Genomic DNA, 17,373 nt, shown 5'->3' on the forward strand with positions numbered 1-17,373 from the left:
TCAGTAAGCGGAGTAAGATAAAAATAGGCATGAGCGATAGGGCCAATTGTCTAACTGTACTGCAATATGCCGTACTTCATTTGATTAAAATAGACATACTCGAAAACGGTTCAGTATAGGTTCTGGCACCAATTAAATAAGGTGTTTTTATGAGAAAGGTCATTTCATTTAGCCCTCTTCCACTTTGTAATTATTATGTTCAACGTGAATTTTGCTCTGCCTACCCATTAAACTGATTACACAAGACAACAACTTTGTTAATTTGCTCGTCATTCAGTGTTGGATCAATTGGCAAACTAAGTATGGTAGATTGCAGCTCTACTGTTACAGGTAGATCTAAGTCACTAAACTCTGATAAAGCTTGTTGTTTATGAGGAGCTATGGGATAGTGAATGAGAGTCTGTACCCCATGAGTTGCTAGCCAATTTTGAAGCTTATCTCTGAGCGAAGTTTTGATTACGAACAAATGCCAAACGTGATCGCTCCATTTCTTTACTTTTGGTAATCTGATAAGGGGATTATTTATTTCTTTTATATATCGACTTGCAATTCCCCGTCGTAACTCAATATCAGTATCTATACGCTGAAGCTTGACCTTAAGCATGGCTGTCTGGATAGCATCTAAGCGACTGTTATACCCTTTATATTTATGGATATACTTGTTTGCTGAACCATAGTTACCTAACGCTCTTATTACATCAGCTAGCTCCGTATCATTGGTGGTTACTGCACCACCATCCCCCAGCGCTCCTAGGTTTTTTCCTGGATAAAAGCTAAAAGCCGCCGCGTGTCCTAAATTTCCCGCTCGTTTTTCCCCCTCGCCAGCTCCATGAGCTTGAGCCGAATCTTCCAGCACGAGTAGTCCAAATTTATCGGTTAATTTTTGAAATAGATTTATATCTACTAACTGTCCATAAAGGTGAACAGGTATGATCGCTTTACTTTTGCTGGTTAACGCGTTTTCGATTGCTTTCTCAGAGATTAAAAACGTGTGGGGTTCAGGTTCAACAAAGATTGGAACTAAACCTGTATCTATAATCGCCAGTATCGTAGCGATGAAAGTATTAGCGGGTACTAGGACCTCATCCCCGTTTTTTAACTTTCCTAGCGTTTTCCATGCGACAAGCGTTAATTTCAATGCATCAAGTCCGTTACCTACACAGATACAATGTCTTACGCCGCAATACTCGGCAAACGCGTTCTCGAAATCATAGCCCTCTTCACTATTTAAATACCAACCGCTCTTAATTACCCTTTTACAAGCATCGATTAACTCGTCTTCATCTCTGGCATTAATGGCCCCTAAATTTAGAAAAGGAACTTTCATTGATAATATTTCCTTGTAAGCTCTATACAGTCTACTTGTGAATTGTATTGGATCCACGGAAGGACAATACTAATACTGTTCTACATTGACCAAATTTGCCCTAGTTGGCAACCATAAGGTTGCATGTCATACTTTATTTTATCTATTGAAAACTAAATAATTTCTATAATATCACGGTAATTTCAATGCCAAAGAAATTTCTAAAGCGGCTTAGTTAATTTGGCAATATGCAGTAGGAAATATGAAAATCTTAAAAAAATGCAACAAAGAAAGAGTAGTGATATTTGGCACAGGAACTGCGGCTAAAAATTTTGTCCCATTGGTAAGGTCAAGATTTGAAATTGTTGCTTACATGGATAACGATGAGACTAAACATGGAATTTTCATTAATTCAATTCCAGTGCTACCGCCATCCGCCATTTCAACTGTTCACATTGATAGTATTATTATTGCCAGTGATTTTTTCGAAGAAATTTATCACACTCTTAAAAGCCAAGCACATTTCGAAAAAATTCCACTTATCTACTATCGTTCAATTATCATCCAAAAGCCATTGCTAAAAAACTGGTGTGATTCATTCAGTAACTGGTGTCTTACTCTTATCTGTAGGATCCCTATATTTGCTTCAGCTCTGATACGTCCGATAATACGACCTTTGGGTTATGACTTACTGCCGACAGCAAGCTTAGATGTAAGCGATTCAAACAAAGTTCAAACATTTCGACAAGCTGAAAAACAAAAAATAGCTGGACCAAAGTTTATTGATCGGCCCCAAGTATTCTCAGAAGTTATTATACCCGAAGTCGCTGCGTATCGATTTAAACAAGCCCAACTATCGCTAAACTCGAGAGCCTTTGCTATTGCTAATGAAAAGTTAGTTATTGAAAAAGTACATACGGTAAGCAAAAAGCTAGCTAAATACAGTAAAGGTCACGTGGTCCATCATTTTGAAGATAAACGCGCTTTAATAAAAACTAGTGTAAGCCGTATTGTGGATAAAGGGATTCTTATAAATGGTTATTACGATTTAAATTACTATCATTGGATTGTAGAAATACTTCCGCAACTAGAATACCTGAAAGAACTCGATGAAATATTCGCTAATTATCCGCTGATAATTTCCCACATGGCATTTAAGATTGAGTCTGTTAGAGAAATGCTTTCACTATTCAATCTTCCAAACCCAATCATCGAAATTACATCACTAGAAAGTTTGCGAGTTAATGACCTGTTAATAATCAATTCACCCAATAGATGCTGTCCAGCAATACTTGGTGCAGCATGGTCTCTGCCTGAATATATTTACTACCGCCGCGACAGCTTGTTTTACATGAGAGACCTTGTACTAGGCCGATTAGATAAAAGTTGTATAACAAAAGTGAAGCGCATATTTTTAGCACCCTCACTAAAACACAGATACTATAATCAAGAAGAAATTTTTGCCCTTTTTGATAGATACGGTTTTAAAAAAGTTAACCCAGAAAAAATGAGTATTAGTGAACAGGCTTCGATATTTAGCCAAGCTGACTATATTGTCGGTCCAACTGGGGCTACGTGGACAAACCTTCTTTTTGCAAAGCGAGGTGCTTCAGCTTTATGTTGGATGGCAGAAGAGTGGGGACACTTTTCTGCATTCTCCAATCTCGCAAATATTATTGAAGTAGACCTTAGTTATCTGACTTATAAAGCGGGAATAAATGACGATGAAAGTCTTTACAGTAAAAGCTATAGTCTCAATAGTAGCGATGTTAAATTATGGCTAGACCAACAAACTTTTAAGGCGGAGAAAGTGGATGGATATTAAACTTGTCCAATTAAAAAGTTGTGGTGATGAGCGAGGATCTCTTATTGCACTTGAAGAACAAGCGAATGTGCCCTTCAAAATTAAACGTGTGTACTACATGTTCAATACAGGAGAGAATGTACGTCGAGGCTATCATGCCCATAAAACCCTCAAACAGGTAGCGATAGCAGTGCGTGGCTCTTGTAAATTTTTACTTGATGATGGCAGTGAAAAAATTGAAGTTACACTAAATCATCCAGCCCAGGGACTCATTATTGAATCGTTTGTTTGGCGAGAAATGTTTGATTTCAGTGAGGACTGTGTGCTGATGGTGTTGGCCGATCAAATCTACGATGAATCTGATTATGTGAGAGATTATAACGATTTTTTAAAAATGGTAGAGGAAAAATGAAACCTTTCTTTCATCCAACAAGTGACGTCCAAAGTAAAAATATTGGTAACGGTACGCGAGTTTGGCAGTTTTGTGTAATTTTACCAGAGGCAAAAATCGGAGCAGATTGTAATATTTGTTCTCACTCATTGATCGAAAATAAGGTGACGATAGGCAACAGGGTGACCATCAAATCAGGCGTTTTTATTTGGGATCATATTACAATTGAAGATGACGTTTTTATTGGCCCTAACGTTACCTTTTGCAATGATAAATTTCCTCAATCCAAAAATATAAACTTTCAGGCGTTGAAGACGGTTATTAGAGCTGGAGCATCAATAGGAGCAAATGCAACGATTTTACCCGGTTTAGCAATTGGTAAGAACGCAGTTATAGGGGCGGGAGCGGTTGTAACCAAAGATGTGGAGCAAAGTTCTACCGTAGTGGGTAATCCAGCGAGAATAGTAAACATGGGAGTGTAAGAGTTTTTTTAGTTAAAGCGCGAGTGATTGAAAATTAAAATTTTATACGTTTTGAGTGTGTAGACATTCTTATTGTTTTAATATCATGAATAAGCAATTTCAGGTTTTATAGTCAATAAACAATAGACACGTAGTTCAGAAAGACTCTCTTTGGTCGGTAGCATTTTGCAAAGAAGATTTTTTAAGCTTATAGCCTATATTCTCTTTCTTATAGCAAACTACGTCTTCATCTATAATAACTGACCTCTTTTACCTTTAATTGCAGTATTTATTGGGTCACCCGTTTTATCTAATCTAAGAATAAGTTCGAAGAATTGGAGCACTGCTTCACAATTAAAAAACGATTTACGTTCCGTTTTCTTTGCAAGTCGATATTGCAGACGAATAGTTATAGTATTGTTGAATCTATGACAAAAAACGGTATGAGAGTTGTAGGCGCTATTTTTTCTGTGGTATAGAACCGGTATCAACTGTAGTCAGATTACACTATCATTAAGCGCCCAACTTGCTCTAGCATGCACAAATTGAGAGGTTAAGTTTGATTCCTTATTATGTACCAACAGTGCCGCAAATAGAGCTATTGACTATGTACCTTCAGGAAGTCCATGAACGTAGGTGGTTTACAAACTTTGGTCCCCTGAGCGAAAAGCTTGGTTTAGAACTAAGTAAATTTCTAGGACATAGCCACCTTTTACCGGTTTCAAGCTGCACTAATGGGCTAATGACTTGTTTATGGATGTTGGGTTGTAAAAAAGTTGTAACCACACCATTTAGTTTTGTTGCTACTTCCTCCTCGTTAAAATGGATGAAAATTGAGACGCACTATGTCGATATCGATCCCAAAACAAAAAATATTTGTCCAATCGCATTAGAACATTTTCTATCGAAAGGAAATGTGAATGTCGACGGAATTGTTGCGACACACGTGTATGGCAACCCTTGTGACGTTGATGCAATTAAACGAATCGCTCTTCAATATGGTATACACGTTATTTATGATGCGGCGCATGCGTTTGACGTAAATGTACGTGGAAAATCTATTTTGTCCTATGGTGATTGCTCGGCTCTAAGTTTTCACGCAACCAAGCTTTTTCATACTGTAGAAGGGGGGGCAATCGCATTAGCTGGTCACGCTGAATTCGAGGAAGCAAGAAAAGCCGTTAATTTTGGTATCGACAGAAAAGGGGAAATTGAGAATGTAGGTATCAACTCGAAAATGAGTGAATACCATGCCGCTGCAGGGCTTGCCCAGCTAGCGAACTTTCACAAAGTAAAACACCATCGTATCGCTCTCTATAATCGTTACTTGAAACATTTTGAGGGTAGAGTTGGCTTACAACAGTGGCATAATGAATCAGCGCCTAATGGAGCTTACATGCCAATTTTTCTCAATACTGTTCAGGAGCGAAAATTTGTTATTCAATCCTTAGAGCGTAATAATATAGGCTTCCGGTTATATTTCTCGAAAAATCTTAACTGTTCGTTGTATAGCTATGGAAAATCCCCCCCCACACCCAATGCGACTAATGCATGTGATACAGTTATATGTTTACCTTTATATTATGACTTAACCTTAGAACAGGTGGATGATATCGCTAAAGTCGTATTGAAGGCATTACAATGATTCTTGCGGCTTTTCAACCTTATCTCTTGCCCTATATCGGTTACTTTAAGCTTATTGAAAGCGCAGATGTCTTTGTTGTACTTGATAATGTTTCTTTTAGGAAAAGGAGCTTTATAAACAGAAACTCAGTCCTTTTGGACGAGCGAGAATACCGGTTCACTGTCCCTGTACAAAAGGTTAGCCAAAACCGAAAAATAAATGAGCACGAATATTTAAATGATGGTGGATTGGTTAAACTTCTGCAAAGGGCATATCCTAATAGTTCGAAATTTCCACAACTAACAAGACATTTAAAAGATTTAAATAAATGTAGCGTTAACACGAGCATTACAAAGAACGTGGCAGAAGTGAATACGGCATGTATTAAAGAACTTCTCTCGATTTTAAAGATTGATACAGAGGTAGTGAGCTCCTCATCACTTAATTTAAATAATACGACTGGAAGCAAACGAATTATTAATATTTGTCATCACTTCGGAGCATCTAAATATATAAATCCAGTAGGGGGAAAAGAGCTCTACAATAGTGATGACTTTGCAGCAGCAGGAATCACCTTATCACTCCAGAACTTTCATGAGAGTTTATCCCCTAGAGAATGCCTTTCGATTGTGGATTTACTATTTGAGTTTGGGGTAGGTGCCACAATAAAACGCCTCGAGGAGCTGTGATGATAAAGACATTAAAAAACTATGATGTGAATGAGCTCGAGGAAGAGATTTATGCTCTACAGCAAAAAGGCCACGTCTTACATCTTAAAGCAGGAAGTGCAGCCCATAATAGTACTGATTGGTATAATTATTTAAGTTCTCTATCATTTTTGTCTCCAGATCGCCGGCATTTTGATGAAGGTAATAAGTTGAACGAACGTGATTGGTGGGAGATTAAATATGATCCTACTAATGAGCACACCTATGCATATAGCAAGACAGCTCAGCCCTTCCACACCGATAATGCATGGTTCGCAAATCCGCCTGAAATAAATTTTTTCTTTTTGCAAAAACAGGCAAAGTCAGGTGGGCAGCAGCGAATTTATCCAATTCAACGTTTAATCGATGACCTAAATTATTACGAACCAGGCCTATTGAATGACTTGACGCAGGTCGAAGTCGTTATTCGTAAAGGCGAAGAACTTAAAGGACACAAAACGCGAATTCTAAATCGATTAAAGAATGGAACATATAAAATTTATTGGAATTACTATAGGGTGATTAGGAGCTCTGATGCAATAGACAATATGTGTAACGCGTTTTTTAGGTTTCTCGATTCTCAAATAAATTCATCATCAGTTGAAAGCATACCATCCGAAACTGGTGATGCTTTCTGTTTTAATGATAGCTTGCTGTTACACGCTCGTGACGCATTTGAAGCACACCATAAAGGTGACCGAATTCTTTTGCAGTCTATGTGGTCGATTAGTGAAAGATAACAAACGTAAAAGTTTTTTGTACCTAAATAACTAAAGCTCAAAGAGGTCCAAGCTTTGGAACAGCTTGCTAAAGCCCCGGATGTCGACCTGATTTTATTAAAATATTATTATTTCGATACGCTATATTTAACTCAGCAAAGATACTGTTTAAATTTAAATGAAAGAGTTTGCGAAGCTGATTTGCACGTTTGAACTGTTGAAACATTGTTGAGTTCTTAGCACATAGTCAAACAGTATATCTCGATCTTCTGTGATCTGAAGTCTTTTTATATCGTCAAGTTAACGAGATACTTTACGCCTATACATAACAGGCATAATTGACTCTAAGTAATTGCAGCGAAACATAACGTGATGTTTAGCGTGTGAGCTTTCTATTCGTGTAAGCAATTCGCAAGATGGCTATTTATTGAGTAGTTATGTAGAGGCTGATATTGTTTTGCAAACCGAGTAACATGATAGGCTAAAAAGTACCTAAATATTTTCTCAAAGTTCGATGTTTGCACTTTACGAAAACCTTAAACTAATAAATTTATTGTGTGAATTCGGAAAAATGTATTTTGATTACAGGTTATTATCTTAGTGAAACGCCTTTTACATATTTTTTACCATTCTCATCATCATAACCGACCTGTTTACGATATGTTTCAAAAATTCTCTGAATATGGAGAATTTACTTCGGACTATGTCTATTTCGACCGAGATGGTAACTTCCCGGAACAAGTGTTTCTTAAAAATAAGAAAGCTCGTTATTTTGAGACAAACGGCGAAATGTTACCTTGGCTGAGGAAAGTTTATAAAAATTATGAAATTTTGGTCTTCCATGGCCTCTTCAATGTAACCCTTTGGGATTTTTTTGCAACTGAACCAGAAATAGCTGGCCGTTCGGCGTGGGTCGTTTTTGGGGGAGAAATCTACGAGGGGTTAGCGAATCCTTCCGTTGAACGTTTAAGGTTAATGCGAAAAACGACCCAAAATCTCAAGTACATTCTGACGTTTACGACACAAGAAGAGCGGATTATTAAAGAGCAGCTTAATCGTAAAGGAAAAATTGGCCGTTATGTTTATTTACAAAATTGGTTAAAGGCAAGCAAGAAACTAGATAAGATGGCAGAGAATGACTCGAGACTTTCTTTATTAAAATCAAATGAAAAAATCGCACTCATAGGTAATTCGGGAACCACCTCAAATGAACATCATAAAATATTATCTGCGCTTGGTCAGAACAAATTCGAAGGGGTTCTACTTATTCCACTGGTATATGGGGCCACCGATGCGTATAGAAAGGAAGTTATAGACTATGCGAAATCAATTTTCCCAGAAAAAAAAGTTATCGCTCTTTGCTCAGCTTTGCTCAACGATGAGTATTTAACACTTTTAGCTTCTATAGATTATTATTTTTTCGGACACTTACGACAACAGGCTGGACAGCATTGGTTCGCCGCCTTGGCTTCTGGAACTCCTATTTATGGAAATCCAGAGGGGGCGAGCTTTAAACATTTTTCATCTTTAGGTTTTCATATTGGGAATGTATTCAAACCTGATTTTTCAGAAACGTTTTTAGCGTTGTTTAAACGCAACGAGATAACCTATCGAAAACAATTTAATACGCAAAGCTCTTATACTCTATGGAAACAAGCACTTTCTCTGTAAATTTTGTATGTCAGGTATTGTAGTTCACATTATTTAATATTAGCAGCGAATGCTTTAAACGTTTCCCAATATCGTTCTTGACTAAAATAATCGGTTATAGAATGAGTAGTGCTTTGAGCCTTCACTGACTCGCGTTCCCAATTCCCTAATACAAAATTAAGAACTTCATCTAATTCATCAGTATTTGAAAAAGAGAAATAGTCCAGTTCATCAGTAAATGGCCTAGGGTACGTGCCACTTTCTGAGACTAACCTAGCTCCTAGACCAATAGACTCGAACAGTCTCGCATTACTTTTATAGTTTTTAGCAAATTTTGCATAACTATTTACCACTATTTTTGAATCAGCGATTAAGTTGTACAACTTATTCGCGAATACTGGTGGCTCGATGAGATGTTGATAGGTCTTCAGCTCCTCTGGTAGTTTGTTTCCAGGAAAATCGAGGCAAACTTTGATGTTGTCATTTCCCTTACTTTTTCTCTCAAGTAAATAGATAACTATATTATCCCTTTCTAAAAATACACTCTTGGAATATTGACCATAGAATAGGATATCGATAGGCCGATCCATATTTTTCGCAAGAGATGACCAACCCGACGGAATCTGTGGTTGAAGTTCTAAAGCATGCAAATTTCTTGATTTCCAATACTTTACAAAGGGCTTGATTAGCGATATATGGCCATCGTATTCAGGGTAGGTTTCTGGATTGCTTCCATTTTGAGCAAAAGCGTTCCAACATAAGCATGTAATACGATTACCAAATCGACGTCTAATTTCTGTAATAAAGCTCTTGTCGATAAAAGGGGAGTGGTCATAGATCACATCTGGTTTTATTTTTTCTATTTGAGCAAATCGAATATCATTCATACTAGCCTGATTTGCCAGTCCATGTTCTTTTGCCCATTTACGTTGAAGCCTACGATAATCCCACAGCGTAAAAAAATTGGTATCATGCGCATGAACTGGAACAAGCACGTAAGGCGCATAAAATCCGTCAGCCAAAATTTTCTTGTGAAGCTGTACTGAATTCATCTCTGAAAGCTCAGACTTACAAATTTCCCCCTCGAACTGTCGAGGATAAGAAGGATAAACGTGAAGATTCTGATAAACGTTCATAACAAGATTTTAGCGCCCCCAAGTTTGTTAAATAGTTTTTATTTTTGCTACTCGATGCTTTTCTAAATTTTCAATAAGCCCTATCCTAATTTGAAAAATAGAAGTCAAATTATTTTAATCTACTACGTCCAGAGCTGATCTAATTGCACCATTTTTGTTACTTAGTTGATAACAAGGTACCGCTTATCAATGACATAATGAATATACCAACAAATCGGGGCCGTTAAATACCGTAAAAAAAATCGATAAATTTCACCTTACCTATCGTGAGATTTATTTTATCAGCATGTGAAAACAGGAAGATAGTAAATATTAGAAAAAATCTTTTGGATAATAAATCCACCTTACGCATCTATACGTCTTCATTAACTAGCCAAACTAAATAAATATGTAGAATTCCCTATTCAAAGGGGTAGCTATGCAACCCGCTCCTATCGTCAAATATAAAGCAATCGGTTATAGTAAGCCAAAAGCATTGAAAACCGGTCATTTCATGATGTGGAGTTTAAATTAATGCAGACGTAAGTCTATTTTTTATAGTTAGGCTAAAGGTCAATTCAATAACTAATGAGTTTTATCATTTCTATGTAGTTTTCAGAAATTCCAACGAGACACTATTGACGACCATGCCCGACAAATTAAGAAAAACCAGACAATTTATTATAAATAAAACTTTGATCATATGAAAAATATCTTTATCTATGGTACTTCAAGTGCAGCATTAAAATCGCTGCCAGCCTTGGCTTTAAACTTTAAAATACAGGGATTTGTAAATAGTGAAAAACAAAAATCTGGTGGAAACCTAATTGGCTTGCCTGTTTTCCACGTAGATGATTTGGTAAACGTGAGCTATGACTTGATTGTTATTGCTAGCTCATTTGTGGAAGAAATTGTTACGACACTTGAAGAAAAGAATATTAAAAAATATGCAGTTTTCTCAGATCTTTTAAAAGTGTGCGAACAAGGACAAGACTACGACAGGGCCATTGATAATATTGCGAGGGCCAATAAGGAGAGAGAGCTAATAGCCCTCCCGCACGTGAAATTAGAAGAAAAACACCTCTCTGGAGCTCAGTTGCTTCCACACCGTGAAGCTTTACTTAAGCGCCTTCCCAGAAATGGAGTAGTCGCTGAATTGGGCGTAGCAAATGGTGATTTCACAGCTTCAATCTTGCGGCATGCTAGTCCTAAGAAATTGTACTTAGTAGATATTTGGGGTACCGATAGGTATAGCGAGAAAATGTACGAAAGCGTTAAAAATAGATTTTCAAAAGAACTGGATAGCGGTGTTATAGAAATTATTCGGCAGCCATCACAAGATGCTGCAGATTTTTTTCACTCTAGATCATTAGACTGGGTTTATATTGATACAACGCACGCTTATCTTCAGACAAAGTGCGAGCTTGAAAGCTATTCGACGAAAATAAAGGCTGGAGGCTATCTAGCCGGGCATGATTACACACAAGGTAATTGGATTGACAACTTTAAATACGGGGTGATAGAAGCAGTGCATGAGTTTTGTACAAATTTCGATTACAGAATTGCTTATTTAACTATGGATCAAGCTGAATGCCAAAGCTTTGCAATTAACAAGCTTTAGTTTTTTTTGGCGATCATGGTCCCCATTAAAATTTATATCAAGATATTCTTTTTGTAAGAAAATAAATCCAAATTTTAAGGTTATATTTCGAATTGATAAAGCGAGAGGTCGAGCTATTCAATTAGTAGGTGTATTGGGTGCTATATGTACATCATCTTCAAAGGTGCCAAAAGATGCGATATTAATATGGGCATTCCGCTAGCCATCAAGAGGTCGTTCGTTATTTTCAGTTATCCAATGTTCGTCGCGACCCTTATATGCGGGTGATTTCAATAAAACATATCGCAAATTTGGCTAATCTATCAGGATCAATTCCCTGCAAAATTCTAACAATCAAGCTTCTTATGGGGATTCGTTTTCATTTGAAGTTTTCCTACTTTAGCTTTGTTTTCGCTGTAAAACTAAAAAAAGTACATTAATTTTTGGAGGGAGGCCAAAAGTCGCAAAAGAAGAGCCTAAAACTGTTTGACTCAAAGGAGCAAAGCTTCCTAACGTATCATTATTTATTCTTCGCAATGCAAAAGTATACCTTCGTTAACTAGTTCGCCTCGCTAGCATCCGCTCCCCTCGTGGCAATATTATTAGCATTTAAAATCAGTCTGTTATTCAGTTTTTACAAACACTGAGATTGGCTATCTCAATGATGTTTTTCTTTTTTTCTGAATATTCCTCGGTGAATGACCAATCTTGATAATGCAACTTAATCACGTGCCTGCTAAACTCTGTTTTATTAAGATTGGAGTAAGTACAATGATTAATTTCGATCCCAGCCCAAATATGAACATGCTTCAGCAGATTCAGGAAAAGCAAACGAACCTGATGGAGAAGCTTGCTTCGGGCAAGAAAGTAAATAGTGCTGCTGATGGCGCAGCTGCCCAGCAGATCATTGACCGCCTTACTTCTCAGGTTGAAGGTAATCGGCAGGCTATCAATAACGTTTACGACGGCATTTCATTGTCCCAGGTGGCTGAAGGTGGTGTAGCGAACATTAATGATGATGTTCAGCGTATCCGCGAGTTGAGTATGCAATCGGGTAGCGGCATATTGAATGATGCTGACCGTAAAGCTATCCAATCTGAAATCACCCAGTTGCAAGACAACATCACGCAAACCACAGAACAAACTAATTTTGCTGGTAAGCCATTGTTAACTTCAGACAGTGACAACAATTTCCAAGTCGGAGCCAATAGTGAGCAAAGCATTAGTGTGCGCTCGCAGGATATCTCTGCGCAGTTGAGTGATGTACTTAATATTGATGTGTCAACGCAAGCTGGCGCATCTGCCGCATTAGATACAACTGATGCTGCTATAGAAAATTTGAACGATTACCGTGCAGAATTAGGTGCAACGCAAAATATGTTGGAAGGCACTGCGCGTAATTTGGGTAGAGCAGATGTGAATGCCGCAGAAGCACGTAGCCGCATTCAGGATACTGACTATGCACAAGTTGCAGCTGAAGCTGCATCAAATGATATACGTGGTCAGGCTGCACTCTCCGTTCAGGCCCAAGCTAATCAGCAACAAGGTCAGGTTCTGGCTTTGTTAAGTTAAGATAGAGCTTAAGCAGAAAAGCAGGGCGACCTGCTTTTTTTATGCCTTACGAATAGTACTTTTGTTGGGCGATTTATCTTTATTTTATTTGTAATGAAAACTACCTTTTATATTATTATCGAGAATTTGTTCAAATCTTCAGCGGTGTACACATAAGACAGTTGTGTTTGGAACTTTTGCCGCTACAATCATGAAGATGCGCTAAACTGTTAATAATAAAAACGCGTTGTTGGGGAATTGATGAAGGATATTTTGCTCGTTAGTGATAACGGCGACCTTTTAACAAGCTTTGAAACTATCGTTACCTTCATTGGCGAAACCAGTCGACAATGTAGTTTGGCGGAGTGTAAGAAAACATTGCACAATCAAACGCCGCCAGCCGTTTTGATAGATTGCACTGATCCCGATAAAATTGAAAATTTAATTAAGCAATACCCGCATACTCCTTTTATCGCTGTGACTGATAAGGGGGGCGAAATTTCAGATCACCAAAACTTAGTTAGCGTGATTAGTTTACCTATAACGTATCCCTTACTGACTCAGGCGATCCATCGTTGTCAGGAATACACTCGCGGTAAACCATTTCAAACCAAAACACCTGGAACGAAAACGCGTCTTTTCAGAAGTCTGGTCGGAAGAAGCGAGCAAATCCAATACGTGCGGCGATTGGTGGAACAAGTTGCGCCTACTGGCGCTACCGTACTCATTTTAGGCGAATCGGGGACCGGCAAAGAAGTGGTGGCGCGTAACGTTCATTTTTTGTCAGATCGTAAAGACGGGCCGTTTATCCCTGTTAACTGCGGGGCCATTCCGGGTGAACTGTTAGAGAGTGAATTATTCGGGCATGAAAAAGGCGCGTTTACGGGGGCCATCGGTGCCCGTAAAGGACGCTTCGAATTAGCCGAGTCAGGTACGCTGTTTTTAGATGAAATAGGCGACATGCCGTTGCAAATGCAGGTCAAATTACTAAGAGTTTTGCAAGAGAAAACGTTCGAGCGGGTAGGGGGAAATTCTCCAATTCAGTGCAATGTCAGAATAATCGCGGCGACCCACCGCGACCTTGAAGAGATGATAAAAGAAGAACGTTTCCGCGAGGATTTATATTACCGTCTGAATGTCTTTCCTATCGATAGCCCGGCCTTGCGTGAAAGAAAAGACGATATCCCTTTGCTTCTTCAAGAGTTAATCAGCCGCATTCAAGGCGATGGGGTTAAAGGCGTGCATTTTACTGAACAGGCTATTGCGTCGTTAATGGAACATCCATGGAGCGGTAACGTACGTGAACTTTCTAATCTGGTAGAAAGGTTGAGCATCCTCTATCCAGGTCAGGTGGTCGACGTACAGGATTTACCCCCAAAATATCAGTATGGCGATGTGGAGCCTTATCAACCTGATTACCCTGAAGAGTTACTTGAGAGAGACGCATTTAATGCACTATTCGCAGAAGCGGCCCATGCGGAAGATGGCGAGTATTCAGACGACGATACGCAATCCGCTGGAACTGTTCTGCCTGAACCCACCGGTTTACCAGAGGATGGGGTCAATTTAAAAGAATACCTTTCCGACCTCGAAATCAATCTGATAAAACAAGCTTTAGACCAACAAGATTGGGTCGTCGCTAGAGCGGCCGACAAACTCGGTATGCGTAGAACTACGTTGGTGGAAAAAATGCGCAAATATGAAATAAGCCGTGAAGAGCATCTTTCGTCAGATAATTGACAGTTTATCCATCATTCAAAATTCGTAACTACCTAATTATTAACATATAAATAATGGCATAGCTCCTGCTATATACATCCTGACGCATTTTGCGTCTGCAATTTGACGAGGATGGCATGGCATACGAAAGCAGTTTTTTCGGCACCCCACTACATGAGCAGCATTCGCTCACCCAACGCTTTTATTCGGTTGATGATGCAACTGAACACGCAGACGAACTTTCTGCTGTGGAAGAGGTTGAGGCACTCCGTCAACAGGCGAATCGTTTGTCCCACTTGTTGCAGGTCTTACCCGCTGGCGTGGTCGTACTGGACGGGAAAGGTATTGTTAGACAAGTTAATAGTCAAGCAGTGTCTTTGCTGGGGGAACCTCTAGAAGGGGAACTTTGGCGCACTATTATTAGCCGTTCGTTTAAACCTCAACCTGACGATGGTCATGAAGTATCACTTATTGACGGTAAACGCGTGAAACTTTCAATTACGCCGTTGGTAGACGAACCCGGACAGCTTATTGTTATCACCGATCTAACGGAAACCCGTCAACTGCAATCTCGTGTCAGTCATATGCAAAGGTTGAGTGCGTTAGGAAAAATGGTAGCGTCTTTAGCCCATCAGATAAGAACGCCACTTTCTGCGGCAATGCTTTATGCCTCTAATTTAACGCGCAAAGGTTTACCTGAAGAATCACGTATACAGTTTGCGTTGAAGCTAAATGCGCGTTTAAAAGAATTGGAAAGTCAGGTAAACGATATGCTGCTTTTCGCTAAATCTGGGGAAGAGCAAGTTGTTGCACCGATTTTACTATCAGACTTGATGCAGGCCATACAGCCAACCGCAACGACTATCACTGATACAGCATCTCAAGATTTACGTTTCGCAGGTTTTGAACAACGCATTCAGATAACGGGAAACCTGACAGCGCTGCAAGGAGCATTGTTAAATTTGATTGAAAATGCCAGCCAGGTATCACCCAAACAAAGCCGTATCAAAGTCTATGCAAACATTGACAAAACAATGCTGAATATTTGTATCGAAGATGAAGGGAAGGGGGTCCCTAAGTCGCTTTTTAACCGAATTTTTGAACCCTTCTTTACCACCAAGAGTCATGGTACCGGGTTGGGATTAGCCGTTGTGAAATCAGTAACCACCGCTCATAAAGGTCAGTTATCAGTTGAAAATACAGAATCCGGTGGAGCACGTTTCACTGTGTCGCTGCCTTTCGCATACATTGAACAAGCGCAATTCAACCGTCTTACAGGAGAACAAGTATGAGTTATAGTACTGTCCTAATCGTCGAGGACGATGCCGGTTTACGTGAAGCATTAATGGATACACTGCAATTAGCGGGGTATAACTTGGTTTGTGCGGAAAGTGCTGAACAAGCCATGATTGAATTGAGTAGTCAGCCCATTGATTTAGTGGTCAGTGATATCCAAATGGGTGGAATGAACGGACTGAAGTTACTAAAAAATATTAAAGCAAAATTTCCGCAAATGCCGGTTTTATTGATGACCGCTTATGCAACTATCGATGATGCAGTCCAAGCCATGCGCGATGGAGCAACAGACTATTTATCAAAGCCATTCGCGCCAGAAGTGCTCATTAATTTGGTTAGCCGCTATGCTCCTGCTGAAAAAATAGAATCCCGTACACCTGTCGCTGCCGATCCAACCAGCTTAGAATTATTGAGCTTATCACGCAAGGTCGCTAAGTCTGAAGCAACAGTAATGGTGCTGGGTCCAAGTGGCTCAGGTAAAGAAGTGCTATCGCGCTATATTCACGACCAATCACCCCGCAGTGAGGCCCCGTTTGTTGCCATTAACTGTGCCGCTATCCCCGAAAATATGCTGGAAGCCACTTTGTTCGGATACGAAAAAGGTGCATTTACAGGTGCGGTTCAAGCGTGTCCGGGTAAATTTGAACAAGCCCAAAATGGCACCTTGTTACTCGATGAAATTACCGAAATGGATTTATCGTTGCAAGCTAAGCTTTTACGCGTGTTACAAGAAAAAGAGGTTGAGCGCCTCGGTGCACGTAAGACGGTTAAACTCGATGTCAGAGTTATTGCCACCAGTAACCGCGACTTGCGCCAGGCAGTCGCTGCCGGTGAATTCAGAGAAGATTTGTACTACCGCTTAAATGTATTTCCTATCGTATGGAAGCACCTGAGTGGAAGGCCAGGTGACATTGTGCCGCTGGCCGAACACTTGATACAACGACATACGCAAAATCAGGGGGGCGGAAAAATCAAACTGAGCGCCGCGGCAAGAAATAAACTAATGCAATATACCTGGCCCGGAAATGTCAGAGAGTTGGAAAACGTTATCCAAAGGGCATTGATACTTTGTGAAAGCGATACTATCGACTCTTCACATCTAATGCTGGAAATGGCGGCATCTTTAGCCAGCCACACTCCAGACAATCTTAATCCGATTGACGACGATGCCAGCCGCTTAGGTAACGAACTTCGTCACCAGGAGCATCAGATTATTCTTGATACTCTGGAGTTATGTAATGGTAAACGTAAGGATGTGGCTGAAAAGCTTGGTATCAGCCCGCGAACGCTTCGCTACAAGCTAGCGCGTATGCGAGAAGAAGGTATTGATGTACCCGCCTAACTAGGGCTTAAAGACAATGGATGTCGGAAAACCTACTATTCCCCATTCGCCGCGCTAATCGCGGCTCTTTTTTTGTTTTGGATAAATA

General features: G+C 39.5%; 14 protein-coding genes. 12 read left to right on the forward strand and 2 right to left on the reverse strand.

What is annotated here, in order from left to right; translation table 11 throughout:
• Window positions 1-220: 220 nt before the first annotated feature.
• On the reverse strand, window positions 221-1,327 hold the full coding sequence (locus tag OPS28_RS00760) for a DegT/DnrJ/EryC1/StrS family aminotransferase (RefSeq protein WP_265607498.1): 1,107 nt from the start codon (window positions 1,325-1,327) through the stop codon (window positions 221-223).
• A 241-nt stretch (window positions 1,328-1,568) separates the two neighbouring features.
• Between OPS28_RS00760 and OPS28_RS00765 the strand changes: the two genes are divergently transcribed.
• The 7 genes from OPS28_RS00765 (at window position 1,569) to OPS28_RS00800 (ending at window position 8,683) form a co-directional block, all read left to right on the forward strand.
• Entirely contained in the window at window positions 1,569-3,131 is a 1,563-nt protein-coding gene (locus tag OPS28_RS00765) for a glycosyltransferase family 61 protein (protein WP_265607499.1), read from the forward strand.
• Window positions 3,121-3,522 (forward strand): sugar 3,4-ketoisomerase, encoded by a 402-nt coding sequence (locus tag OPS28_RS00770; protein WP_265607500.1) that lies wholly within the window; start codon window positions 3,121-3,123, stop codon window positions 3,520-3,522. Before OPS28_RS00765 ends, OPS28_RS00770 begins: the two co-directional genes overlap by 11 nt.
• The gene (locus OPS28_RS16945) at window positions 3,519-3,983 is read left to right on the forward strand and encodes an acyltransferase (protein WP_269468548.1); all 465 of its coding nucleotides are present in this window, start codon (window positions 3,519-3,521) and stop codon (window positions 3,981-3,983) included. Before OPS28_RS00770 ends, OPS28_RS16945 begins: the two co-directional genes overlap by 4 nt.
• A gap of 538 nt (window positions 3,984-4,521) precedes the next feature.
• A complete protein-coding gene (locus tag OPS28_RS00785; protein WP_265607501.1) occupies window positions 4,522-5,607 on the forward strand; it encodes a DegT/DnrJ/EryC1/StrS family aminotransferase in 1,086 nt (361 codons plus the stop codon).
• Entirely contained in the window at window positions 5,604-6,275 is a 672-nt protein-coding gene (locus OPS28_RS00790) for a WbqC family protein (protein WP_265607502.1), read from the forward strand. The genes OPS28_RS00785 and OPS28_RS00790 overlap by 4 nt, the downstream gene beginning before the upstream one ends.
• Window positions 6,275-7,033 carry a TauD/TfdA family dioxygenase gene (locus tag OPS28_RS00795; RefSeq protein WP_265607503.1) on the forward strand — a complete coding sequence of 253 codons (759 nt, stop codon included), beginning with the start codon at window positions 6,275-6,277 and terminating at the stop codon, window positions 7,031-7,033. Before OPS28_RS00790 ends, OPS28_RS00795 begins: the two co-directional genes overlap by 1 nt.
• Window positions 7,034-7,612: 579 nt before the next feature.
• Entirely contained in the window at window positions 7,613-8,683 is a 1,071-nt protein-coding gene (locus OPS28_RS00800) for a TDP-N-acetylfucosamine:lipid II N-acetylfucosaminyltransferase (protein WP_265607504.1), read from the forward strand.
• 29 nt (window positions 8,684-8,712) lie between these two features.
• Here OPS28_RS00800 and OPS28_RS00805 read toward each other — a convergent pair whose 3' ends face one another.
• The gene (locus OPS28_RS00805) at window positions 8,713-9,684 is read right to left on the reverse strand and encodes a glycosyltransferase family protein (protein WP_265607505.1); all 972 of its coding nucleotides are present in this window, start codon (window positions 9,682-9,684) and stop codon (window positions 8,713-8,715) included.
• Window positions 9,685-10,480: 796 nt separating this feature from the next.
• On the opposite strand from OPS28_RS00805, the gene OPS28_RS00810 reads away from it, so the two are divergent.
• The 5 genes from OPS28_RS00810 to OPS28_RS00830 all read left to right on the forward strand — a co-directional run bounded on the left by OPS28_RS00810 (window position 10,481) and on the right by OPS28_RS00830 (window position 17,285).
• On the forward strand, window positions 10,481-11,398 hold the full coding sequence (locus OPS28_RS00810) for a class I SAM-dependent methyltransferase (RefSeq protein ID WP_265607506.1): 918 nt from the start codon (window positions 10,481-10,483) through the stop codon (window positions 11,396-11,398).
• A 750-nt stretch (window positions 11,399-12,148) separates the two neighbouring features.
• Window positions 12,149-12,949 carry a flagellin N-terminal helical domain-containing protein gene (locus tag OPS28_RS00815; RefSeq protein ID WP_265607507.1) on the forward strand — a complete coding sequence of 267 codons (801 nt, stop codon included), beginning with the start codon at window positions 12,149-12,151 and terminating at the stop codon, window positions 12,947-12,949.
• A 240-nt stretch (window positions 12,950-13,189) separates the two neighbouring features.
• A complete protein-coding gene (locus OPS28_RS00820; protein WP_265607508.1) occupies window positions 13,190-14,668 on the forward strand; it encodes a sigma-54 dependent transcriptional regulator in 1,479 nt (492 codons plus the stop codon).
• A 116-nt stretch (window positions 14,669-14,784) separates the two neighbouring features.
• Window positions 14,785-15,939, forward strand: a complete 1,155-nt coding sequence (locus tag OPS28_RS00825) for a sensor histidine kinase (protein WP_265607509.1) — start codon at window positions 14,785-14,787, stop codon at window positions 15,937-15,939.
• Window positions 15,936-17,285, forward strand: a complete 1,350-nt coding sequence (locus tag OPS28_RS00830; RefSeq protein WP_265607510.1) for a sigma-54-dependent transcriptional regulator — start codon at window positions 15,936-15,938, stop codon at window positions 17,283-17,285. Before OPS28_RS00825 ends, OPS28_RS00830 begins: the two co-directional genes overlap by 4 nt.
• The last annotated feature ends 88 nt before the right edge of the window (window positions 17,286-17,373 follow it).

This window comes from Alteromonas sp. ASW11-130 (assembly GCF_026183735.1).
GTDB lineage: Bacteria > Pseudomonadota > Gammaproteobacteria > Enterobacterales > Alteromonadaceae > Alteromonas.